Below are 23473 nucleotides of genomic sequence, written 5' to 3' on the forward strand. Positions count from 1 at the left end.
AGTCCCGACCGTGACCGCATCGGAACCGTCCCGGGCCAAACGTCCGGCGCCGTCCGGGCGTCGAAGAAGCGTCAGCGGAATCGAACCCCGGGGGAAGCCCACATGCGCACACGACGACCCGCACGCCACCCCGCCCCGACCCTGGTCGCGCTGCTGCTGGCCGCGGCCCTCGCACTCACCGGATGCAGCGGCGCGGGCGACGACTCCGGCGGCAAGAGCTCCGACCGCGGGCTCGCCGCCCCTCAGGCCGACGACAAGGCGGGCGACGCGTCCGGCGCGCAGGAGGCCGCCCCCGAGGGCGCCGGAAGCGGAGCCCGGGCGACCGCGCCGCCGAAGCTCACCGAGAACCACATCATCCGCACGGCCTCGCTGACCGTGCAGGTCAAGGACGTCCCGAAGGCCCTGGACCAGGCCCGCACCGGCACCGAGAACGCGGGCGGCTACGTCGGCAACGAGACCACCACCCGCGACGGGGACGGCCACGAGCGGACCCGGGTCGTGCTGCGCGTGCCCGTCGAGAAGTACGACGAGGTCCTGGCCGAGCTGGAGGGCACCGGCAAACTCCTCGACCGCAGCGCCAAGGCCGAGGACGTCACCGAACAGGTCGTGGACGTGGAGAGCCGGATCAAGTCGCAGCGCGCCAGCGTGGCCCGGATCCGCGAGCTGATGGACCGGGCCACCAAGATCGGCGACGTGGTGACCCTGGAGGGTGAGCTGAGCACCCGCCAGGCCGACCTGGAGGCGCTGCTCGCCCGGCAGGAGTCCCTGAAGGACCGCACGAGCCTGGCCACCATCACCCTCTCGCTGTCCGAGACCCCGGTGAAGAAGAAGGAGGCGAAGGACGACGACCCGGGCTTCCTGGACGCGCTCGCGGGCGGCTGGAACGCCTTCGTGACGATGCTGCGCTGGCTCGCGGTGGCCCTCGGCGCGATCCTGCCGTTCGCGGCGGTCGCGGCCCTGATCACGCTGCTGTGGCTGCGTGTCGTACGCCCCCGCCTGCCGCGCCGCACGCGGCCCGCGTCGCCCGCGATGAGCGCGCTCGGCCCGCTGCCGACGGCCCGCCCGGCCCCGGAGTCCGGGCAGCCGCGCACGCCCGGCGAGCAGGACCGACAGGACTGAAGTGCCCTGCTCCCGTAGCGTGTTCACATGAGCATCAACCGTACGCGGGGTACCCGGGAGCGACTGGTCGTGATCGGCGGTGACGCCGCGGGGATGTCCGCGGCGTCACAGGCACGCCGGCTGAACAAGCCCGACGAGCTGGAGATCGTGGCGTTCGAGCGCGGCAACTTCACGTCGTACTCGGCGTGCGGCATCCCCTACTGGGTGGGCGGCGACGTCCCCGACCGGGACCGGCTCATCGCCCGCACCCCCGAGGAGCACCGCGCGCGGGACATCGATCTGCGGCTGCGCACCGAGGTCACCGAGATCGACCCCGACGGGCAGCGGGTACGCGCGCGTGACGTCGACTCCGGGGCCGAGTCCTGGACGTCGTACGACAAGCTCGTGATCGCGACCGGTGCCCGGCCGATCCGGCCCGGCCTGCCCGGGGTGGACGCGCCCGGGGTGCACGGGGTGCAGACGCTGGACGACGGCCAGGCGCTGCTGGACACGCTGGCACGCACGCGTGGCCGTCGCGCGGTGGTCGTGGGGGCCGGTTACATCGGCGTGGAGATGGCCGAGGCGCTCATCAACCGCGGTTACGAGGTGACGGTCGTCAACCGCGGCAGCGAGCCCATGTCGACCCTCGACCCCGACATGGGCCGTCTGGTGCACGAGGCCATGGAGGGCCTGGGCATCACGATGGTGAACGACACCGAGGTCACCGAGGTCCTGACGGGCGACGACGGCCGGGTGCGCGCGGTGGCCACGAAGGACCGAGAGTTCCCGGCGGACGTCGTCGTGCTCGGCATCGGCGTACGCCCCGAGACGACCCTCGCCCGGGCGGCCGGACTCCCGCTCGGCACGCACCAGGGTCTTCTCACGGACCGCTCGATGCGGGTGCGCGGCCACGAGAACATCTGGGCGGGCGGCGACTGCGTCGAGGTCCTCGACCTGGTCTCCGGCCAGCAACGGCACATTCCGCTCGGCACCCACGCCAACAAGCACGGCCAGGTCATCGGCACCAACGCGGGCGGCGGCTACGCCACCTTCCCCGGTGTGGTCGGCACCGCCGTCAGCAAGGTCTGCGATCTGGAGATCGCGCGTACGGGACTGCGCGAGAAGGACGCCCACCGTGTGGGCCTGCGCTTCGAGACGGTCACCATCGAGTCGACCAACCGCGCCGGCTACTACCCGAACTCCTCCCCCATGACGGTCAAGATGCTCGCCGAACACCGCACGGGCCGCCTCCTCGGCGTCCAGATCGTCGGCAGGGAGGGTGCGGGCAAACGCGTCGACATCGCGGCGGTCGCCCTCACCGCGGGCATGACGGCGGAACAGATGACAACCCTCGACCTCGGCTACGCCCCACCCTTCTCCCCCGTCTGGGACCCGATCCTGGTAGCGGCCCGCAAGGCGGCGACGAAGGTCCGCAGTTCTTTGTAACGGGGTGAGGGTCCTTTTCCTCAGGGGCGCGGGGCTGTATCCATGTGCGGCTCCGCCGCGTGGGCGCGAACGGCCACGAGGGCGCCGCACCCGGCCACGCACCCGCACCCCCACGGCGAACCCCCTACGCGGTCCCGGCCGTACCGTTGATCCGATCGATCGCCTGCCGCGCCTGCTCCGCCGGCGGCCGCGCCGGCAACGACGACACCGACGCCGAAGCCGTCACCGCCGGCGGCTGCTCCCCCGCCGGCTTCGCATGCGCCGCTGCCCGCGACGAACGCAACCGATGGCTCACCGCCTCCTCCAGCGTCACGGGCCGCCGCATCTGGGACGCCAGCCGCCCGGCCTCCTGGCCGAGGCGGGCCACGTCCTCCCAGGGCAGCCGCACCACCAGCGTGAGCTCCGCCTCGCCGTCGGGCAGTGCGTGCATCGCGGGGTTCACTCGGTCGTTCATCGCCTGTTCCTCACGTCGGCCCCGCGACCCGCCTTCCCCGCGCCGCGGGCGGTTGCCGACACATACGCACGCCCCCGGGGCAGCGTTCACCGGCTCACCGATCCACGGGCAGCAGCAGGACATAGCGAAGCTCCTGCCGGTACGCGGGAAGCAGCACCTGCGAGGTGACGGTGAGGGTCTCCGGACAGACGTGGGGCAGGCGCAGTTCGTAGCGGTGGCCGTGCCGGTAGGCGAGCACCTTGGGGCTTCGATCCCAGAGGTCGCGGCACACCCGGTCGTCGAGGACGGCGTCGCGCAGCGCGCCGAGGTCGGCGTCGTCGGGGCGCGTCACCAGCGCGAAACGCAGCAGCGCGAGGTACTGCGCGGCGTGCCGGGGCCAGTCCACGATCTGCTCGCGGGCCTCGGTCGTGGTCAGCGCCCAGCGCATCAGGTTGGCACCGGGCTCCAGGACCCAGGGGAACCAGCGGGCCATGGCCGCGTTGTGGTCGAGGAGGTTCCACGCCTGGTCGGTGAGGTAGGTGGGGAAGTCGGTCTGCGCCGAGGCGAGTTCGGCGAGGGCGTCGGTGATGTCGTTCTCGGCCGGCTGCCCGCCCGCACCGCCGAGTGCGTTCCCGTAAAGGGCCATGCGTTCGTCGGGGCCGAGCAGCAGGGCCTTGGAAAGGCGCTCGAGTATTTCGCCGGAAAGCGGGGCGTGCAGCCCGGTTTCGAGATTCCGATACCAGCGCTCGCTGACACCCATCCGGTCCGCAACTTCTTTTTGAGGTAACTGTCTTCCTCTGTTCATTTTGTTTCCGGCGTCGACGCGCCACGCGCGCAGCAGATCGGGCAGCGAGGAAACAGACTGGACATGACGTGACACCGCTCGGAAACACTCCCTCTGCGTATCGCCGGGGGAACACACCGTAACAAGAGCGGGAGTTGCATGCACAACGTGCGGCAAAAAGCTGCCGGTTGACTCCTCTTGTCGACCGCTGACAGCATCGCCGACGTACGCCGCTCGCATTCCCCACGGAATGCGGTCCGAGCGCTATTCGGCCCGTCAATCAATTCGCATTCCCTACCCATGCGCGCGTTCGCGCCAGGATTCCCGCTATCCGAACGCAAGGAGTACGCATGACCGTCTCCACCGTCGCCGCCGAAACCGGCACGCTCACCGGCTCCCTCCTCCTCGGCGACAGCCGCGGCCTGCACCGCGTGGCCGAGGACCTCGCCCGCGGCACGAGGGTCGCCCGGTCCTTACGGGACACCCTCGCCAACCGGGAACTGGCGCAGGCCCTTTCGTCGTGGAACTCCGCTCCGGAACATCCCGACGCGTTCGTCGCCTCCCTCTTCCCCGAGCCGCCTCCGGCGTCGAACGTCCCCTTCCTGCCGAAGGAACGGCTCCTGTCGCCGCGGGAGAAGAGCGCCGCCGCCGACGCCTTCGCACAGGTGCTGGAGAGCTGCGAGTTCACCAGCGGCCCCGCCGTCACGGCCTTCGAGGACGCCCTCGCCGACTACGCCGGGCTGTCCTGCGCCGTCGCGACCGGCAGCGGTACGGACGCGCTCGCCATCGCCCTGCGTGCCGTGGGCGTCGAGCCGGGCGACGAGGTGATCCTGCCGGCCAACAGCTTCGCCGCCACCGAGAACGCGGTGTTCGCCTGCGGTGCCGTACCCGTCCTCGCCGATGTGACCACCCCGGACGGCAACCTGGACCCCGAGTCGGTGGCGGAGCGGATCACCCCGCGCACCGTGGCGCTGCTCCCGGTCCATCTGTACGGCAAGCTCGCCGACATGGCCGGGCTGCGGGCCGTCGCCGACCGGCACGGGCTGCGGATCGTCGAGGACGCCTGCCAGGCGATCGGGGTCACCGGTGTCGGGCGGTACTCCGACGCGGCGGCCCTCAGCTTCAACCCGTACAAGAACGTCGGACTGTGCGGGAAGGCCGGTGCCGTGGTCACCGGCTCCGCCGAGATCGCCGAGCGCTGCCGGGTGCTCGGCTACCACGGTTTCGAGCCGGGCCGGAAGAACGTCAAGCGCGAGGCGTACGGGCTCAACGCGCGCATCGACAACACCATGGCCGCGATCGGTCTGGCCCTGCTGCCCTGGACGAGTCTGCGCGGGCTGCGGCGCACGTATCTGGCCCGGCGCTACGTCGAGGCGCTGCGGCCGCTGGCCGAGGAGGGCCTGATCGAGGCGCCCGCCTTCGCTCCCGACCACTCCTGGCACCTGTTCCCCGTCCTCACGGCCGGTGGTGCGGCGGCCCGTGACGCCCTGCTGGAGCGGCTGGCGCGGACGAGCCGGGTGGAGACGGATGTCTACTACCCCGTCCTGACGCACCGGCAGAAGACCCCGGTGCGCGAGCGGTTCTTCGGGCAGGCGCACCTGCCGCGCACCGAGTGGCTGCACGACCGGGTGCTGCATCTGCCGTTGCACGCGGGGCTGTCCCTCGGCGAGCAGGACCGCGTGGTCGAGGCCCTGTACGCGGCGAGGCGCCGGGCGGCGGCATGACCGACACCCTGCCGTTCGAGGCCGGCGGCGGCCCGGACCTCGGTCCGCCGCCCCATCTGCGCCTGCCGGACCGGGTGGGCTGGGCCGCGTTCTCCGACTTCGACGAGACCTACCTCGCCCATGCCGCGACCCCTGAACAACGCGCCCACCTCGCCGCGCTGGAGGAGTTCCTGCTGAGCGAGGCCGTCGAGCACGGCCTGCTGTTCGGCTGGGTCACCGGCAGCTCACCGGCCTCCGTACGGGAGAAGATGGCGCGCTGCGGTGCCCGCGTCCTGCCGCACTTCGTGGCCGGTTCGCTCGGCACCGAGCTGACGTTCTTCCCCGACGGCGTCGCCCGCCCCGACCCCGAGTGGGGGCAACTGCTGCGGGACAGCGGCTTCGACCGGGACCGGGTGCGGACGGCCGTGGAGCGTCTCGCCCGGTACGGGGTCGACTTGCTCCCGCAAGCCGACCCGCACACCGGCAGCCCCACCGAGTTCCTGTTCAACTACTACTTCCGCTCCCTCGGCGACCCGCGACGCGACGCGCAGAGCCTCGACCTCGTGCGGGACCTGGCCCGCGAGCACGGCCTCGGGCTCAACATCAGCCGCTGCAACCCCGCCACCGGGGACCCCGCCGACTGCTACGACGTCGACTTCATCCCGACGGTGTGCGGCAAGCGCAACGTCGTCCGGCACCTGTGCGCCCGCTTCGGCGTCGCAGCGGAGCGGACCCTCGCGTTCGGCGACAGCGGCAACGACCTGGAGATGCTGGGCGCCGTGCGCCACGGCTACCTCGTCGCCAACTGCACGCCCGAGGCCAGGAGCCGCTTCACCCGGGTGTCGCCGCACCCGCACGCCCAGGCCCTCCTCACCGCCTTCCGCCACCACCTCGGCCACTGAACCGCTCCCCCGGTCCGGTGATCCCGGGCCGGAGGGCCGTCCTGAAAGAGGCAGACCATGCACATAGGAATCATCGGCGCCGGCGGCATCGCCCTCGCCCACCTGCGCGCCGCCGAGACCGTCCCCGGCGTCGTCGCGGCCGGCGTGTACGACGTACTGCCCGAGAAGGCGGCGGAACTGGCCGAGCGTTTCGGCTGCCCCGTCTTCTCCTCCACGACCGAGCTGTACCGGCATGTCGACGCGGTCGTCATCGCCTCGCCCAACCACACCCACGCCGACTACGCCGAGGAGGCCGTCCGGCACGGCAGGCATGTGCTGTGCGAGAAGCCGATGACGACGACGGTCGCGGAGGCCGAGCGCATCACCGCGCTGGCCGAGGAGAGCGGCCTGGTGTGCGCCATGGGCTTCAACTACCGCTATCTGGAGGCCATCGGCGAGATCAGGAACCTGGTGCGGAGCAGGGAGCTGGGCTCCATCCTCTTCGCGGAGGCCGGCTTCCGGCGCGGCAGCGCCCTGACCCGCTCCCGCTTCACCTGGCGGGACAGCGCGCTGGGCCGCTCCACCAGCGGCTCCCTCGGCGACCTGGGCGTGCATCTGGTGGACATGCTCGACCGGCTCTTCGACAGCCCGGTCGACAGCACGAGCTGCCGCACCAAGCTCCAGGTCAACGTGCCGCAGAAGGAGGGCCAGGACGTCCAGGTGGACGACTACGCCTTCGTCAGCGGCCGTCTGGAGAACGGCACCTTCTTCAACCTGGTCACCTCCAAGTCCTCGCTGCCGGAGGAGCTCGGCTTCTCGTTGAAGATCATCGGCGACCGCAAGGAGCTGTACTACCACTCCAAGGACGACACGACGTACTTCCTGAAGTCCCGTGTCACCTGGGAGCAGGGCACGTTCGCCCGCGAGGAGACGCTCGCCTCGCCGCCCGGCGAGGTGCCCGGGTGGAGCGACACGTTCCGGCACCAGCTGCGGGAGTGGCGCGACGCGGTCTCCGCCCGGGACACCGCCGACAGCGCGCTGGCCCGCTTCGGCGACGGGCTGCGCAGCCAGCGGGTGCTGGAACGCCTGCTGGCGGGCGACGAGCAGGACGCGCTCGCCGCGGCGATGCCCTCGTGACCGCGCGCGACGCACAGGGCAGGGGCATCGGCATCGGCATCGGTTTCGCGGCGAAGAGGAACGTCTCTTGACCGGGACCTCGACGCGGGCCGCGCCGCACGACACCGCTGTGGCGCGGCCCCTGTTCAGCCCGTTCGCCGTCGTCGCCTCATGCGTGGGCTTCGCCCTGATCGGGGCCCTTCAGGCGCTGTACGGTCCGGCGATCCCCGCGTTCCGCGCGGAGTTCGGCCTGTCACCGGCCGCCGCCGGGCTGAGCCTGAGCGCTCACTTCGTCGGCGGCGTGGCCGGTGTGCTGCTGCTCAACCGGGCGCACGGGCGGCTGGGCAACAGAACCCTGCTGTCCGCCTCGTACGCGCTGATGGCACTCGGCGGGACCGGCTTCGCGCTGGCCTCCGCCTGGCCGTGGGCGCTGGCCTGCGCGCTGCTGACCGGGGTGGGCTTCGGCGGCATCGACTACGGACTCAATCAGCTGTTCTCGGTGGGGTTCGGCCGTCGCAGCCCGGCGATGCTCAACATCATCGGCGCGGCCTACGGCCTCGGCGCCGTGGGCGGTCCCGCGCTCCTGGGGCTGCTGGGCCCGGGCGAGTACCCGGCCGTCTTCGCCGGGTTCGCCGCGCTGTCCGCCGTACTGGTGCTGGCACAGCGCGGCGTCCGCGAGGGCGGGGAGACGCCCGTCCCGACGGCGCCCGAAGAACCCGGAGAGGAGGACGGGAAGGGGACACCCGGACTGCGGGCTTCCGCGACCCTGGTCGTCACGGTCTTCATCGCGCTGTACGTCCTGATGGTGGCGGTGGAGACCGGGGTCGGCGGCTGGGAGCCGACGCATCTGGAGTCCGTCGGGCACGACGCGGCGACCGCGGCCACGGCGACCTCCGCCTTCTGGCTGATGGTGACCGTGGGACGGCTGCTGGTCGCACCGCTGACGCTGCGCTGGTCGGTGCAGACGATCATGGTGGTCAGCTCGGTCGGCATGGTGGTCTGCCTTCTGCTGGCCCTGATCCCGGCGGCGGCCCCGTACGCGTACGCCGGTGTCGGCCTGTTCCACGCGCCGATCTTCCCCACGGGCCTGCCCTGGCTGTCCCGGGCGGTGCCGCGGGCGCGGCGGGCGGGGGCCTATGTGATCGCCGCGTCGATGATCGGCGGGGTCGCGGCCGGGCCGGTGCTGGGCAAGGGCATCGAACTGGCCGGTGTCGACGCCGTACCGGTGCTGCTGGCCCTGCCCGCGGCCGGATGCCTGGCGGCCACCTGGTGGCTGATCCGGGCGACGCGGGAGGGCCCGTCGTCCTGAAGGCCCGTCAGCGGACGCTGCGCGTGTGGACGTACTCCACGAGCCGCGTCAGCGCGTCCGGGTCGGTGGACGGCATGACGCCGTGGCCCAGGTTGAAGATGTGGCCCTCCAGGTCCGCCGCGCTGTCCAGGACCTCCCGGGTCTTCGCCTCGACGGCCTCCGTCGAGGCGAAGAGCACGGTCGGGTCGAGGTTGCCCTGGAGCGCCTTGCCGGGGCCGACGCGGCGGACGGCCTCGTCCAGCGGGACGCGCCAGTCGACGCCGACGACGTCCGCGCCGGCCTCGCCCATGAGGCCCAGCAGCTCGCCGGTGCCGACACCGAAGTGGATGCGCGGGACGCCGTAGCCGGCCACGGCGTCGAAGACCTTCGCCGAGGCGGGCAGCACCGAACGCCGGTAGTCGACGGGGGCCAGGGCGCCGGCCCAGGAGTCGAAGAGCTGGACCGCGGAGGCGCCCGCCTCGATCTGCACCTTCAGGAAGGCGGTCGTGATGTCCGCGAGGCGGTCGAGCAGGTCGGCCCAGAGCTCGGGGTCGCCGTACATCATCGCCTTGGCGTTCTCGTACGTGCGGGACGGGCCGCCCTCGACGAGGTAGCTGGCGAGGGTGAACGGGGCGCCGGCGAAGCCGATCAGAGGCGTGGCGCCGAGCTCGCGCGTCAGCAGGCCGATGGCCTCGGTGACGTAGGAGACGTCCTCGGGGGTCAGGTCGCGCAGCTGTGCGAGGTCGGCGCGGGTGCGGATCGGGCGCTCGACGACCGGGCCGACGCCGGGCTTGATGTCGAGGTCGATGCCGATGGCCTTGAGCGGGACGACGATGTCGCTGAAGTAGATCGCCGCGTCCACGTCGTGCCGGCGCACCGGCTGGAGCGTGATCTCGGTGACCAGTTCGGGCCGCATGCAGGACTCGAGCATCGGAATGCCCTCGCGCACCTTGCGGTACTCCGGCAGTGAGCGCCCGGCCTGCCGCATGAACCACACCGGCGTGTGCGGCACGGGCTCGCGCCGGCAGGCCTTGAGGAAGGCTGAGTCGTACGTGGCGGACGGCTGCTGGGCCCGGGGGGCGTCGTTGGCACTCACGGGGCCAAGTTTCGCACGCCGTCAAGGAGCGCGATTCAGCCCCTGGAGCGGCGCGGGGTGTCTAGCCCGGCACCCGGGGCCCGGTCCCCGTAACCTTCCCGCATGGCTGCGGCTCAGGGACGACTGTCGGACGACGCTGGCGGAACGGACGAAGCGAAGGACACCGAGAACGACCGGAGGGAGGCGGACACCGCCCCGCTGCCCTTCCGGTCCGCCGTCGACGCGCTCAGGACGGCGCGGCTGCGGCCCCAGATCGAGATCGAGCCGACGCGCCCGCCGCAGCGGCTCGCCCCCTACACCTACGCGCTGGAGGCGGCGGTCGTCGACGGCGACCAGGATCTGGCCGACGGCCGGCTGGTGCTGCTGCACGACCCGGCGGGGCACGAGGCCTGGCGGGGCACGTTCCGGCTGGTGACGCTGGTGCGCGCGGAGCTGGAGCCGGAGATGGCGGCGGACCCGCTGCTGCCGGAGGTGTGCTGGACCTGGCTGACCGGCGCGCTCCAGGCGCGCGGGCTGGCGTGCGGGGAGCCGAGCGGCACCGTCACGCGCGCGAGTTCGCACTACTTCGGCGGTCTGTCCGCGCGCCCGGCCGCCTCGCAGATCGAGATCCGCGCGTCGTGGACGCCGCGCGAGGGCCTGGGCGGGGTTCCGGACACGGCCGCGCACCTTTCGGCCTGGTGCGATCTGCTCGCCCAGGTCGCGGGCCTGCCTCCGGCCGGGCCGGGCGACGCCTCGGTGGTGACCCTGCCGCAACGGCGGGGCCCCCAGTCCCGCTGACCCCGGGACCCCTGTCCCGTCGGCCAGAGGCCCGCTGAACCAACCCTGAACGACCCCTGACCGCCCCGCACTGATCGACCTTGTGCGGGGCGGTCAACCATGTCCGGTCGACGATCACACCCACGTACTCCTCTTGGCCGAATCACTTTGTCGATACGGCCACTTTCGACCGCGTAGCGACGCAGAGCGAAACCGTTCGACCTTCGAATGATCGACCGCGTGTCCGAATTGCACGGATTGTTATCACCGAATCGTGATCATTCTCTAAAGGCGGACGGGTTCGGTGCCGAAGACGACTGTGACCTTGAAAGCACGGTTCGTCCCGGCTTCATCCCCACGAGCCGGCCCCGTCCCGCACCCCAGGAGGCCTGGTGTCCGTTCTCCTCGAGCAGCCCGCAAGCCTGGTCGCCTACCGCCCGAACAAGCCGACCGCCATGGTGGTCGTGGCCGACCCGCGCGTCCGCTCCACCGTCACCCGCCATCTGTGGGCGCTCGGTGTGCGCGACGTCATCGAGGCCTCGTCCATCGCGGAGGCTCGTCCCCGCATCGGCAACCCCCGCGACATCTGCGTCGCCGACGTCCACCTGCCCGACGGCTCCGGCCTCACCCTGCTGTCGGAGACCCGCGCCGCGGGCTGGCCCAACGGCCTCGCCCTCTCCGCCGCCGACGACATCGCCGCCGTGCGCAACGCGCTCGCCGGCGGGGTGAAGGGTTACGTCGTCACCGGCACCCGTACGAACGTCGGGCTCCCCACCCGGCCGGGCGCCGCCCCCATCGGCGCCGCCGCCGCGCGTCTGCACCGCCGCCCCCCGGGCGCCCCGAGCCACCCGGGCGGCTACCGCGAACTGTCCGGCCGTGAGGTCGAGGTGCTGCGACTGGTCGCGGAGGGCCAGTCGAACAAGGCCATCGGCGTCTCGATGGGCCTGTCCGCACTGACCGTCAAGAGCCACCTCGCCCGCATCGCCCGCAAGCTCGGCACGGGCGACCGCGCCGGCATGGTGGCGGTGGCGCTGCGGACCGGGATCATCCACTGATCCGCTCCGTCATGACCCTTGGTGATCATTCACTCACCTGAACGGGATCGTCCGCCGGTCCCTTTCGCTCCACACGTGGCTCGCGAACCCCGTACTTCCCCGACGTGACTGGTTTGCGACCCTCGGGCGCCCGTCGACGGAACGTTCCGTCGGCGGGCGCTGTCCATACATGGATACCCTTGACATGTGACCGACGCCCACGACACCGCAGCAGACAGCTCACTGCGAACCACCGGAGGCGCCCCTCCGGACGACGGCGGATCTTCTGCTACGGAGGCGCCGACCCCCTTGCTGGAGCCGCGCGAGGGCATTCCGCCCGTGATCGCGGACGAGACCGCCCTGGCCCGGGTGATCGCCGCCTTCGCGGCGGGGACCGGCCCGGTCGCCGTCGACGCCGAGCGGGCGTCCGGCTACCGCTACGGCCAGCGCGCCTATCTGGTGCAGCTGCGCCGCGAGGGCGCCGGCTCGGCGCTGATCGACCCCGTGGCCTGCCCCGACCTGTCCGGGCTGGGCGAGGCCCTCTCCGGCGTCGAGTGGGTGCTGCACGCCGCCACCCAGGACCTGCCCTGTCTGCGCGAGATAGGCATGGTGCCGACGCGCCTGTTCGACACCGAGCTGGCCGGGCGGCTCGCCGGGTTCCCCCGGGTCGGCCTCGGCGCGATGGTCGAGGGCGTGCTCGGCTTCGTCCTGGAGAAGGGCCACTCCGCGGTCGACTGGTCCACCCGCCCCCTGCCCGAGCCCTGGCTGCGGTACGCGGCGCTCGACGTCGAACTGCTCGTCGACCTGCGTGACGCGCTGGAGAAGGAGCTGGACCGGCAGGGCAAGCTGGAGTGGGCCCGCCAGGAGTTCGACGCGATCGCCTCGGCCCCGCCGCCCGAGCCCCGCAAGGATCCCTGGCGGCGTACGTCCGGCATGCACAAGGTGCGCAGGCGGCGGCAGCTCGCCGTCGTACGGGAGCTGTGGCAGGCCCGGGACCGGATCGCGCAGCGGCGGGACGTCTCGCCCGGCAAGGTGCTCGGGGACGCGGCGATCGTGGAGGCCGCGCTGGCCCTTCCGGCCAACGTGCAGGCGCTTGCCGCGCTGAACGGTTTCGGACACCGCACGGGCAAGCGGCAGCTGGAGCAGTGGCAGGCGGCGGTGGACCGGGCGAAGGCGCTGACCGAGGCGCAGTTGCCGCAGCCGGGGCAGCCGGTCGCGGGGCCGCCGCCGCCGCGGGCCTGGGCCGACAAGGATCCCGTCGCCGCGGCGCGGCTGTCCGCGGCCCGGGCCGGGGTTTCGGCGCTGGCCGAGCAGATCAATATGCCGCAGGAGAATCTGATCACTCCGGACACGGTGCGGCGGGTGTGCTGGGAGCCGCCGGGTGTGGTGGACGCGGAGTCCGTGAGCGCGGCCCTTGAAGGGTATGGGGCCCGGGCTTGGCAGGTGGAGCTGGTGACACCGGTGCTGGTGGAGGCGCTGTCCGTGAAGGAGGCGTAGCCGCCGTGGTTCCTTCCGTCGTACGGCGGCTGCGGGCTCGTTGTGGTTGTTCGCGCAGTTCCCCGCGCCCCTAGGGCGTCGTCATTTGGTCGCTCCCCTGGTGAAGCCGTTGTAGATGAACCTCTGCAGGAGCAGGAAGACGATCAGCGTGGGGGCGATGACCAGGATCGCGCCCGCCGAGATGGTCTCCCAGTGGGCGCCGAAGGGGCCCTTGAAGCGGAACAGGGACGTCGATATCACGCCAAGATCTTCGGAGGGCATGTAGAGGAAGGGGATGTAGAAGTCGTTGTAGACGTTGATCCCCTTCACGATCACGACCGTCGCGATCGCCGGTTTCAGGAGCGGGAAGATGATCTTCCGGTAGATCGTGAAGGCGTTGGCCCCGTCGAGGCGGGCCGACTCGTCGAGCGAGACCGGGATCGATCGTACGAACTGCAGGAAGATGTAGATCGAGACGATGTCCGTGCCCATGTAGAGCGCGATCGGCGCCCAGAGACTGTCGAACATACCGACGCTGTTGACGATCTGGAAGGTGGCCACCTGGGTGGTCACCCCGGGGACCAGCGCGGCGACCAGGAACAGGGCCAGGATGAGCTTCCGGAAGCGGAACCGGAAGCGGTCGATGGCGTAGGCCGTCATCGAGCCGATCAGGATCGTGCCCCCGATGGCGACGACCAGGATGATCGCCGTGTTGGCGAACGCCGAGAGCATCCGGCCGTCCTGGAACGCCGTCACGTAGTTGGAGAAGTTGAGCGGATCGTCGGGCAGCGTGAGCGCGCCGCTGTCGTCCGCCATCTCCCCGGAGGTCTTCAGCGAGGTCAGGAAGACCACGGCCAGCGGCAGGAACACGACCAGGGTCGCGAGGACCAGGGACAGATACACGAGGGCCCGGGCCACCGTACGGCGCGTCATACGAGGTCCACCTTGTCGTCCGGGACGAGCCGCCGCTGCACCCACGTCACCGCCAGGATGATCAGCAGCAGTACGACGGCCGCCGCCGAGGCGAGGCCCGTCTTGTTGAACTGGAAGGCCAGCTTCACGGTCTGGATCACAAAGGTCTCGGTGCCGGTCGCGCCGCCGGTCATGATGTACGGGATCTCGAAGACGGACAGCGACCCGGAGACGGACAGGATCACCGAGAGGCTCAGCACGGGCCGGATGCCGGGCGCGATGATGTGGCGGAACTGCTGCCAGCGGTTCGCCCCGTCGATCTCGGCCGCCTCGTACAGCTCCCCCGGGATGGACTGGATCGCCCCGAGGAAGAGGACGAAGTTCAGGCCCATGTAGCGCCAGACCGAGACGCCGGCGAGGGAGACGTTGGCCGAGGTGGGCGTACCCAGCCAGGCGCGGTCGCCGTCGTAGCCGACGAGTCCCAGGATCGCGTCCAGGGTGCCGCCGTCCTGGAAGAAGTACAGGAAGACGAAGCCGATCGCGACGCCGTTGATCAGGTACGGGAAGAAGAGCACGCCCTTGAAGAAGTTCCGGAAGCGGACGTTGAAGCTCAGGACGGTGGCGAAGTAGAGCGCGGCCACGATCTGCACCACCGACGCGACGAGGTAGTAGCCGCTGACGAAGAACACCTCGAACAGCTCGGATCGGGTGAAGAGTTCGGCGTAGTTCTCGGCGCCCGTGTAGTGCAGCTCGGGGCTGACGCCGTCCCAGTCGGTGAAGCTGTACGCGACCATGTTGACGATCGGCGCGTAGGTGAACGTGATCAGCAAGGCGAGCGGGGCGAGGAGGAACAGCCAGGGCGTCACGCCCCGCCACCGCCGGGTGGACCGGGCCATCAGGACCCCAGGTTCCGCTGCGCCTCGGTCCACTTGTCGCCGAGCCCGGCGAGGAAGTCGTCCAGGCCGCCCTTGCGCGCACCGCGGGCGAGATCGACGAGGTCCTGGCGGTAGTCGGGCTTGTAGATGCCGACCTCGGACTGGTTGTCGACGGACTTGACCTCGGCGCCCTTGGTGTCGTCGAGGTCGAGGAGCTTCACGCCCGCCTCCTCGTAGGGCTTCAGGATGTCGGGCAGCGGGGCGTCCTTGAGCGGCGAGAGGGCGAGGTTGGCGTCCGCGTAGCCGGACTTGTCGGTGAACCAGTCGATCCAGGCGCGGGCGGCGGCCTTGTGGTCGGAGTGGACGTTGACGGCCTGCTGGTAGTCGGGGGACGTCACCGCGCAGAACGCGCCGTCCTTCTGGGCGGGGAAGGGCATGAAGCCGATGTCGGCGGGGTCGGTGCCGGCCTGCTTCGCCGCGTCCCGCATCTGCACGACCGCCCAGGATCCGAGCCACATCGTGGCGATCTCGCCCTTGGCCAACTTCGGCTTGGAGGCTTCCCAGTTGGTGGTCGTCGGGTCCTTCTCGACGAGGCCCGACTTCACGATGTCGTACAGCAGCGTGTCGCCGACGCGCAGATCGGCGCCGTCGGCCCACGGGTCGCCCTCGGCGAGCCGCGTGGTGGCGCCGGTGTCACAGCCGACCGAGCCGTTGACGCTCGTCCACTGGGTCAGCGGCCACATGTCCTTGAAGTTGGTGTAGTACGGCACCGCCTCGGACTTGGCCTTGATCGCCTTGAGGTCGTCGAGGAACCCGGCCGGGGTGGTGGGCCAGTCGGTGACGCCGGCCGCGTTCCAGACCTTCTTGTTGTAGACGAAGCCGGGGACCACGCCGATCGGGCTCTGCCCGTAGACCTTGCCCTGGACGGTGGAGTAGTCGGTGAAGCGGTACTTCTTGCTCCGCTCGGCGCCGGTGCCGAGGGAGGCGAAGAACTTCGGGTAGTCCTTCTTCTCGATCACGGCCGGGATCATCAGGACGTCGCCGTAGTTCTCCGTGTTCATCCGGATCTTGACCTCGCCCTCGTAGTCGGTGAGGCCCTCGAACTCGACCTTCACCTTCGGGTAGGTCTTGCCGAACTCGGCGGCGTACTTCTTCATCGTCCCGTCCTGCACGAGGTCGGTGCGGTGGGTGAGGACGGTGATGGTCCCGGTCACCTTGGCGGGATCGTCGGGTACCTCGGCATCCGCGCCCTTGGAGGTGCCTCCGGTACCGGTGCAGCCCGAGGCGAGCAGGGCGGCCCCCACGGCGAGGGCGAGGAGGGTACGGCGGTTCATGTGCGTCAGCTCCGTTCGCGGAGAGGAACTCGGGACGGAAGAGCACGTGCGGTATGGCTGGTTCGGCACTCTGACAGCGCTTTCCTCAACCGGTAAAGTCCCATTCCCGCCAACGCTGCGAAGTCTGAACCCGACTCTTCACTGGACCGGTCAAAGGAGTGCGCATGCTGGAGGCCACACCGCTCGGCGACGGATGGATCCTTCGGCACGAGTCGGAGACACTGCCGGCCGCCGTGCCGGGCTGTGTGCACACCGACCTGATGGCGGCCGGGGTGATCCCGGATCCGTTCCTGGGCCGGGGCGAGTCCGAGGTGGCGTGGGTGGGGCGCCGGGACTGGACGTACGAGCGGGAGCTCGAGATCCCGGGCACGCAGGAGCAGACGGACCTGGTCTTCGACGGGCTCGACACCGTCGCCGAGATCTCCCTGGACGGACGGCCGCTGGGCACGGTGCGGAACATGCACCGCTCGTACCGCTTCGATGTGACGGGGCTGTCCGGGCTGCTGTCCGTGCGGTTCGTCTCCGCCTACGCCGAGGCCGAGGCGGTGCGGGGACGGCTGGGCGAACGGCCCGCCGCCTACGCCGAGCCCTACCAGTACGTCCGCAAGATGGCCTGCTCCTTCGGCTGGGACTGGGGGCCGACCCTGGTGACGGCCGGGATCTGGCGTCCGGTGCGCCTGGAGCACTGGTCGACCGCCCGGATCGCCCGGGTGCGCCCGCTGGTCACCGTCGAGGAGGGCGTGGGGGTCGTCGAACTGGCCGTCGACGTCGAGCGGACCCGGGTGGAGGTGCCGCTCGCCGTGGAGGCGACCGTCGGTGGGGTGCGCGCCCGCGCGGAGCTGGACGGGGCGCACGGGGTGGTACGGCTGCGGGTGCCGGACGCGGAGCTGTGGTGGCCGCGCGGGTACGGCGAACAGCCGCTGTACGACGTCGAGTTGAGGTTGCTGAGCGAGGGCGGCACCCTGGACGTGTGGCGGCGGCGGATCGGCTTCCGGACGGTGGAGCTGGACCAGCGGCCCGACGCGCACGGCACCGGCTTCACCCTCGTCGTCAACGGCGAGCGGCTCTTCGCACGCGGCGTCAACTGGATCCCCGACGACGTCTTCCCCTCCCGCGTCACCCGCGCGCGCTACCGCCAGCGGCTGGAGCAGGCCGCCGCCGCGGGCGTGGACCTCGTACGGATCTGGGGCGGCGGACTCTACGAGAGCGAGGACTTCTACGACGCCTGCGACGAACTCGGGCTGCTGGTCTGGCAGGACTTCCCGTTCGCGTGCGCGGCCTACCCGGAGGAGCAGCCGCTGCGCGGCGAGGTGGAGGCCGAGGCGCGGGAGAACGTCGTACGGCTGATGCCGCATCCGTCGCTGGTGCTGTGGAACGGCAACAACGAGAACCTGTGGGGCTTCAGGGACTGGGAGTGGGAGCCGAGGCTGGCCGGGGACTCCTGGGGCGAGGGCTACTACCTGGGTGTGCTGCCGCGTGTGGTGGCCGAGTTGGATCCGACCCGGCCGTACACGGCGGGCAGCCCCTGGTCGGGTTCCTGGCGGCACCATCCGAACGACCCGGCGCACGGCACGCACCACTCCTGGGAGGTGTGGAACCGCGAGGACTACGCCGACTACCGGCTGAACGTGCCCCGGTTCGTCGCGGAGTTCGGCTGGCAGGCCCCGCCCGCGTACGCCACCCTGCGCCGGGCGCTGCCCGGGGAGGCGCTCGCGCCGGACTCCCCCGGCATGCTGCACCACCAGAAGGCCGACGACGGCAACGGCAAACTGGAACGAGGTCTGGCCCGGCATTTCGCCGTACCCGACGGCGACTTCGACCGCTGGCACTATCTGACGCAGCTCAACCAGGCGCGTGCGGTCGCCGCCGGGATCGAGCACTGGCGCTCGCACTGGCCGGAGTGCGCGGGCACGATCGTCTGGCAGCTCAACGACTGCTGGCCGGTGACGTCCTGGGCAGCGATCGACGGCGACGGCCGCGAGAAGCCGCTCTACCACGAGCTGAAGCGGCTGTACGCGGACCGGTTGCTGACGCTCCAGGAGGAGGACGGCGCGCTGGTGCTGGCCGCCGTGAACCAGGGCGCGGAGGGCTGGACCGGGAGCCTGACCCTGCGCCGGATGTCCGTCGAGGGCGAGGTGCTGGGGCAGGCGGATGTGGAGTTCGCGGCCGGGGGGCGGACGGTGGCCCGGGTCGCCGTCCCACGGGAGCTGACGCCCGCCGGGCCGAAGGAGTTCCTGGTCGCGGACACGGACGGCCTGCGCGCGCTGCACTTCCCCGTGCCGGACCGCGAAATCCCCTACCCCACACCGCAGTTCGAGGTCACTCTCGCGCCCGGCGGCATCACCGTGACCGCCCGCACCCTGGTCCGGGACCTGCTCCTCCAGGCCGACCGGCTGGACCCCGAGGCCCGGGCCGACCGGGGTCTGGTGACCTTGCTGCCGGGCGAAGAGGTGACCATCGGGGTGCGCGGCTGGAAGACTCCGGACGCCCGGAGTGCCCGTTCGGCCCTGTACTGCGTGGAGCCCACCCGATGACGGCAACGCCGACCCCCCGCGTCACCATCAAGGACGTCGCCGCGCGTGCCGGTGTGTCCAAAGGTGCCGTGTCGCTCGCCTTCAACCACAAGCCGGGCCTGTCGGAGGCGACCCGGGACCGGATCTTCCGCGCGGCGCGGGAACTGGGCTGGGCGCCGAACCTCACCGCACGGACGCTGGCCGGCTCACGCGTGGACGTGGTGGGACTCGCGGTGTGCCGGCCGGCCCGGATGCTGGGGCTGGAGCCCTGGTACATGGACTTCGTCTCGGGCGTCGAGAGCGTACTGGCCGAGCACTCCTGCTCCCTGCTGCTGCGGCTCGTACGGAACATGGACGAGGAGATCGGGGTCCAGGAGGCATGGTGGCGGGGCCGGCAGATCGGCGGTTCGATCCTCGTCGACTTCCGCGCCGACGATCCCCGGGTGGGCCTGGTGGAGCGGCTCGGACTGCCGGTGGTCGCGGTCGGCCATCCCTCGCTGACCGGGGGCCTCACCTCGGTGTGGACCGACGACGCCACGGCCGTGACGGAGGCGGTGCGCTATCTGGCCGCACTCGGACACCGGCGCATCGCCCGCGTCGGCGGCGCGGCGGCCCTCGGCCACACGGCCATCCGGACGGCGGCGTTCGACGAGGCGGCGGGCTCCCTGGCCGGGGCACGGCAGGTCGCGACGGACTTCTCCGGCGACGCGGGGGCGCGGGCGACACGGTCCCTGCTGAGCGCTTCGGCGCCGGACCGGCCGACCGCGATCGTGTACGACAACGACATCATGGCGGTGGCGGGCCTGTCGGTCGCGGCGGAGATGGGCCTGCGGGTCCCGGACGACGTGTCGCTGCTGGCGTGGGACGACTCGCAGCTGTGCCGGCTGACGCATCCGACGCTGTCCGCGATGAGTCATGACGTGCACGGGTTCGGGGCGGAGGTGGCCCGGACGTTGTTCGGGGTGATCACCGGAGAGGGGGCGGCCGGATCGCATCCCGTACCCACCCCCGTACTGACGCCACGGGGCTCCACGGCACCCCCGAAGGTGTGACCTTCACCGCTCCGCCTGTCAGGACTGTGCAGCTACGTTACCCATAAGTAGCATGGGCCTGAGCGCGCGCTCAGCGCACCTCGCAGCAGCAATGCAGTTCCGGACCCTGGAGGAGAGCCATCGTGCCTCGTACCGTCAGGGACGTCGTCTTCGTCGACGGCGTCCGCACCCCGTTCGGCAAGGCGGGACCGAAGGGCATCTACCACGAGACCCGTGCCGACGACCTCGTCGTGAAGGCGATCCGGGAGCTGCTGCGCCGCAACCCCGGTCTCGACCCGAAGAAGATCGACGAGGTCGCCATCGCCGCGACCACGCAGATCGGCGACCAGGGCCTGACCATCGGCCGTACGGCCGGGATCCTGGCCGGTCTCCCGCAGTCCGTCCCGGGCTACTCGATCGACCGCATGTGCGCCGGTGCCCTGACGGCCGTGACCGCGGTCGCCGGTTCCGTCGCCTTCGGTGCCTACGACGTCGCCATCGCCGGCGGTGTCGAGCACATGGGCCGCCACCCCATGGGTGAGGGCGTCGACCCGAACCCGCGGTTCGTGAGCGAGAAGCTGGTCGACGAGTCGGCCCTGTTCATGGGCATGACCGCGGAGAACCTGCACGACCGTTACCCGCAGATCACCAAGCAGCGCGCCGACGAGTACGCCGTGCGCTCCCAGGAGAAGGCCGCCAAGGCGTACGCCGACGGCAAGATCCAGGCCGACCTGGTGCCGATCTCCGTACGCCGTACCTCCCCCGAGGCCGGCGAGACGGGCTGGGGCCTGGTCACCGCCGACGAGCCGATGCGCCCGGGCACGACCCTGGAGAACCTCTCCGGCCTGAAGACCCCCTTCCGTGTGCACGGCCGGGTCACCGCCGGTAACGCGGCCGGTCTGAACGACGGCGCGACCGCCTCGGTCATCGCCTCCGAGGACTTCGCGCGGGAGCACGACCTTCCCGTCAAGATGCGTCTGGTCTCGTACTCCTTCGTGGGCGTCGAGCCCGAGGTCATGGGCTACGGCCCGATCCCGGCCACGGAGAAGGCGCTGGCCCAGGCGGGCCTGTCGATCTCCGACATCGGCCTGTTCGAGATCAACGAGGCCTTCGCCGTCCAGGTCCTGGCCTTCCTCGACCACTACGGCATCGCCGACGACGACGCGCGCGTCAACCAGTACGGCGGCGCCATCGCCTTCGGCCACCCGCTGGCCTCCTCCGGCGTCCGTCTGATGACGCAGCTGGCCCGCCAGTTCGAGGAGCAGCCGCACGTCCGCTACGGCCTGACCACCATGTGCGTCGGCTTCGGCATGGGCGCGACGGTCATCTGGGAGAACCCGCACTTCGAGGGGGACAAGTGAGCACCACCGCCGAGCTTCTGAAGCAGGCTTCCGAGCTGTTCCCGGACGAGGTCGTCACGAGTGCGCACGTGCGCCACTTCGACCTGCCGCTGGGTGCGGGCCGCTTCGCCCTGATCACCCTGGACAACGGCCACGACCACACCAAGCCGACCACCTTCGGCCCGGCCTCGCTGGCGAACCTGAACGCCGCGATCGACCAGGTCGAGAAGGAGGCGGCGGACGGCGAGATCATCGGCGTCGGCCTCACCGGCAAGCCGTTCATCTTCGCGGTCGGCGCCGACCTCAAGGGCGTGGAGATCCTCAAGGAGTACGAGCACGCGCTCGCCATCGGCAAGGGCGGCCACGAGGTCTTCAAGCGGCTGTCCGAGCTGGCCGTGCCGACCTTCGCGTACTACAACGGCGCCGCGATGGGCGGCGGTGTCGAGGTCGGTCTGCACTGCACCTACCGCACCGTCTCCGCGGCCCTGCCGGCGTTCTCGCTGCCCGAGGTCTTCCTCGGTCTGGTACCCGGCTGGGGCGGCTGCGCCCTGCTGCCGAACCTGATCGGCCCGGAGAAGGCCGTCTCGGTGATCATCGAGAACAGCCTCAACCAGAACAAGCAGCTCAAGGGCAAGCAGGTCTACGAGCTCGGGATCGCCGACGCCATCTTCGAGGGCGCGGACTTCCTGGAGCAGTCGCTGATCTGGACCGCGGCCGTCCTCAAGGGCGAGATCCAGATCGAGCGCCCGGTGATCGACCGCGGCGAGGCCTGGGACCAGGCCGTCGCCAAGGGCCGTTTCATCGCGGACTCCAAGGTGCACGGCGCGGCCCCGGCCGCCTACCGCGCCCTGGACATCATCGCCGCCGCCAAGGACGGTGACCTCCAGCAGGGCTACGACGCCGAGGACAAGGCGCTCGCCGACCTGATCATGGGCGGTGAACTGCGCTCCGGCATCTACGCCTTCAACCTGGTGCAGAAGCGCGGCAAGCGCCCGGCCGGCGCCCCGGACAAGAACCTGGCCCGCCCGGTCACCAAGGTCGGTGTCGTCGGCGCCGGTCTGATGGCCAGCCAGCTCGCGCTGCTGTTCCTGCGCCGCCTGGAGGTGCCGGTCGTGCTGACCGACATCGACCAGGAGCGCGTCGACAAGGGTGTGGGCTACGTCCACGCCGAGATCGACAAGCTGCTCGGCAAGGGCCGTGTCAACCAGGACAAGGCCAACCGCCTCAAGGCGCTGGTGTCCGGTGTGCTGGACAAGGCCGAGGGCTTCGCGGACGCGGACTTCATCATCGAGGCCGTGTTCGAGGAGATCGGCGTCAAGCAGCAGGTGTTCGCGGAGGTCGAGGCGGTCGCCCCGGCGCACGCGATCTTCGCGACGAACACCTCCTCCCTCTCCGTCTCGGAGATGGCGTCGAAGCTGAAGAACCCCGAGCGGGTCGTGGGCTTCCACTTCTTCAACCCGGTCGCGGTGCTCCCGCTGCTGGAGATCGTGCGCGGCGAGAAGACCGACGACGCCTCCCTGGCCACGGCGTTCGCCGTCGCCAAGAAGCTGAAGAAGACCGCGGTCCTCACCAAGGACGCCCCGGCGTTCGTCGTGAACCGCATCCTGACGCGCTTCATGGGCGAGATCCAGAACGTCATCGACGAGGGCACCCCCGTCGAGGTCGCAGAGAAGGCCATCGAGCCGCTCGGTCTGCCGATGTCGCCGCTGGTCCTGCTGGAGCTGGTCGGCCCGGCGATCGGTCTGCACGTCTCGGAGACGCTCAACCGGGCGTTCCCGGACCGCTTCACGGTCTCCCCGAACCTCGCGGCCGTCGTCAAGGCCGGCAAGCGCGGCTTCTACGTCTACGACTCCGGCAAGCCGGAGCTGGACCCCGAGGTCGCCGCGCTCCTCAAGCAGGGCGACAGCGTCCTGACGGAGGAGCAGGTCCGCACCCGCGTGCTGGACGCGGTGGCGCAGGAGATCGGCATCATGCTCGACGAGGGCGTCGTCGCCGAGGCCCAGGACATCGACCTGTGCCTCATCACGGGCGCCGGCTGGCCCTTCCACCTGGGCGGCATCACGCCGTACCTGGACCGCGAGGGCGTCTCCGAGCGGGTCAACGGCAAGCGGTTCCTCGCGCAGGGCGTGGCGAGCGTGCCGGCGTGACTCCCCCTGTGGGGTAAGTGAGGAGGGCCTCCGCGGTGTGCGGAGGCCCTCTTCTCATGTGTCGCGCTGTTCGGTGGCTTCGAGCCGTGTCCTCAGTGCGGCGTTCTCCGCCTCCAGGACGGCGATGCGCTTACGGGCGAAGTACAGCTCCATCACGGCGTCCTGGAACTCCGCTACGAGCTGCTCGGGGGTCAGTTCCATCGCGGTCCC

At 70.9% G+C, this 23473-nt stretch carries 20 protein-coding genes; 13 read left to right on the forward strand and 7 right to left on the reverse strand.

The genetic code is table 11. The features are described from left to right. Positions 1-102 precede the first annotated feature (102 nt). Both KJK29_RS07455 and KJK29_RS07460 read left to right on the forward strand, forming a co-directional pair. Positions 103-1119 (forward strand): DUF4349 domain-containing protein, encoded by a 1017-nt coding sequence (locus tag KJK29_RS07455; RefSeq protein ID WP_215117920.1) that lies wholly within the window; start codon positions 103-105, stop codon positions 1117-1119. Between the two features lie 27 nt (positions 1120-1146). Further along, positions 1147-2544 carry an FAD-dependent oxidoreductase gene (locus tag KJK29_RS07460; protein ID WP_215117921.1) on the forward strand — a complete coding sequence of 466 codons (1398 nt, stop codon included), beginning with the start codon at positions 1147-1149 and terminating at the stop codon, positions 2542-2544. 124 nt (positions 2545-2668) lie between these two features. Here KJK29_RS07460 and KJK29_RS07465 read toward each other — a convergent pair whose 3' ends face one another. Together KJK29_RS07465 and KJK29_RS07470 are read right to left on the reverse strand one after the other, a co-directional pair. After that, a complete protein-coding gene (locus KJK29_RS07465; RefSeq protein ID WP_215117922.1) occupies positions 2669-2998 on the reverse strand; it encodes a hypothetical protein in 330 nt (109 codons plus the stop codon). A gap of 94 nt (positions 2999-3092) precedes the next feature. Then, positions 3093-4001, reverse strand: a complete 909-nt coding sequence (locus tag KJK29_RS07470; RefSeq protein ID WP_215117923.1) for a helix-turn-helix domain-containing protein — start codon at positions 3999-4001, stop codon at positions 3093-3095. A 110-nt stretch (positions 4002-4111) separates the two neighbouring features. Between KJK29_RS07470 and KJK29_RS07475 the strand changes: the two genes are divergently transcribed. The 4 genes from KJK29_RS07475 (at position 4112) to KJK29_RS07490 (ending at position 8770) form a co-directional block, all read left to right on the forward strand. Then, complete coding sequence (locus tag KJK29_RS07475; protein WP_215117924.1) at positions 4112-5485, forward strand: DegT/DnrJ/EryC1/StrS family aminotransferase; 1374 nt, start codon at positions 4112-4114, stop codon at positions 5483-5485. Continuing rightward, on the forward strand, positions 5482-6366 hold the full coding sequence (locus tag KJK29_RS07480; RefSeq protein ID WP_215117925.1) for an HAD-IIB family hydrolase: 885 nt from the start codon (positions 5482-5484) through the stop codon (positions 6364-6366). The genes KJK29_RS07475 and KJK29_RS07480 overlap by 4 nt, the downstream gene beginning before the upstream one ends. A 57-nt stretch (positions 6367-6423) precedes the next feature. Beyond that, positions 6424-7482 (forward strand): Gfo/Idh/MocA family protein, encoded by a 1059-nt coding sequence (locus KJK29_RS07485; protein WP_215117926.1) that lies wholly within the window; start codon positions 6424-6426, stop codon positions 7480-7482. 67 nt (positions 7483-7549) lie between these two features. Then, positions 7550-8770: an MFS transporter gene (locus tag KJK29_RS07490; protein WP_251057737.1), complete on the forward strand. Its 1221-nt coding sequence runs from the start codon at positions 7550-7552 to the stop codon at positions 8768-8770. 7 nt (positions 8771-8777) lie between these two features. Here KJK29_RS07490 and hemE read toward each other — a convergent pair whose 3' ends face one another. After that, positions 8778-9845 carry a uroporphyrinogen decarboxylase gene (gene hemE / locus KJK29_RS07495; protein ID WP_215117927.1) on the reverse strand — a complete coding sequence of 356 codons (1068 nt, stop codon included), beginning with the start codon at positions 9843-9845 and terminating at the stop codon, positions 8778-8780. Between the two features lie 102 nt (positions 9846-9947). Here hemE and KJK29_RS07500 point away from each other — a divergent pair, with 102 nt between their 5' ends. The 3 genes from KJK29_RS07500 (at position 9948) to KJK29_RS07510 (ending at position 13132) form a co-directional block, all read left to right on the forward strand. Next, positions 9948-10622 carry a DUF3000 domain-containing protein gene (locus tag KJK29_RS07500; RefSeq protein WP_215117928.1) on the forward strand — a complete coding sequence of 225 codons (675 nt, stop codon included), beginning with the start codon at positions 9948-9950 and terminating at the stop codon, positions 10620-10622. A 371-nt stretch (positions 10623-10993) separates the two neighbouring features. Next, a complete protein-coding gene (locus tag KJK29_RS07505) occupies positions 10994-11656 on the forward strand; it encodes a response regulator transcription factor (RefSeq protein ID WP_184589340.1) in 663 nt (220 codons plus the stop codon). 186 nt (positions 11657-11842) lie between these two features. Continuing rightward, the gene (locus tag KJK29_RS07510; RefSeq protein ID WP_215117929.1) at positions 11843-13132 is read left to right on the forward strand and encodes a ribonuclease D; all 1290 of its coding nucleotides are present in this window, start codon (positions 11843-11845) and stop codon (positions 13130-13132) included. 81 nt (positions 13133-13213) lie between these two features. On the opposite strand, the gene KJK29_RS07515 is transcribed toward KJK29_RS07510, so the two are convergent. Genes KJK29_RS07515 through KJK29_RS07525 form a run of 3 tightly spaced genes read right to left on the reverse strand, consistent with a single transcriptional unit; the run spans position 13214 to position 16232 of the window. Continuing rightward, complete coding sequence (locus KJK29_RS07515; RefSeq protein WP_215117930.1) at positions 13214-14044, reverse strand: carbohydrate ABC transporter permease; 831 nt, start codon at positions 14042-14044, stop codon at positions 13214-13216. After that, positions 14041-14919: a carbohydrate ABC transporter permease gene (locus KJK29_RS07520; protein ID WP_215117931.1), complete on the reverse strand. Its 879-nt coding sequence runs from the start codon at positions 14917-14919 to the stop codon at positions 14041-14043. Before KJK29_RS07520 ends, KJK29_RS07515 begins: the two co-directional genes overlap by 4 nt. Next, positions 14919-16232 carry an ABC transporter substrate-binding protein gene (locus KJK29_RS07525; protein WP_215117932.1) on the reverse strand — a complete coding sequence of 438 codons (1314 nt, stop codon included), beginning with the start codon at positions 16230-16232 and terminating at the stop codon, positions 14919-14921. Before KJK29_RS07525 ends, KJK29_RS07520 begins: the two co-directional genes overlap by 1 nt. 164 nt (positions 16233-16396) lie before the next feature. Here KJK29_RS07525 and KJK29_RS07530 point away from each other — a divergent pair, with 164 nt between their 5' ends. The 4 genes from KJK29_RS07530 (at position 16397) to KJK29_RS07545 (ending at position 23263) form a co-directional block, all read left to right on the forward strand. Further along, entirely contained in the window at positions 16397-18766 is a 2370-nt protein-coding gene (locus KJK29_RS07530) for a glycoside hydrolase family 2 protein (protein WP_215117933.1), read from the forward strand. Then, complete coding sequence (locus KJK29_RS07535) at positions 18763-19797, forward strand: LacI family DNA-binding transcriptional regulator (protein ID WP_215117934.1); 1035 nt, start codon at positions 18763-18765, stop codon at positions 19795-19797. Before KJK29_RS07530 ends, KJK29_RS07535 begins: the two co-directional genes overlap by 4 nt. A 122-nt stretch (positions 19798-19919) precedes the next feature. Continuing rightward, entirely contained in the window at positions 19920-21137 is a 1218-nt protein-coding gene (locus tag KJK29_RS07540; protein WP_215117935.1) for a thiolase family protein, read from the forward strand. Beyond that, entirely contained in the window at positions 21134-23263 is a 2130-nt protein-coding gene (locus KJK29_RS07545) for a 3-hydroxyacyl-CoA dehydrogenase NAD-binding domain-containing protein (RefSeq protein WP_215117936.1), read from the forward strand. Before KJK29_RS07540 ends, KJK29_RS07545 begins: the two co-directional genes overlap by 4 nt. Positions 23264-23317: 54 nt before the next feature. Here KJK29_RS07545 and KJK29_RS07550 read toward each other — a convergent pair whose 3' ends face one another. After that, the gene (locus KJK29_RS07550; RefSeq protein ID WP_215117937.1) at positions 23318-23464 is read right to left on the reverse strand and encodes a hypothetical protein; all 147 of its coding nucleotides are present in this window, start codon (positions 23462-23464) and stop codon (positions 23318-23320) included. Between the last annotated feature and the right edge of the window lie 9 nt (positions 23465-23473).

The sequence above is a fragment of the Streptomyces koelreuteriae genome (assembly GCF_018604545.1).
Lineage (GTDB): Bacteria > Actinomycetota > Actinomycetes > Streptomycetales > Streptomycetaceae > Streptomyces > Streptomyces koelreuteriae.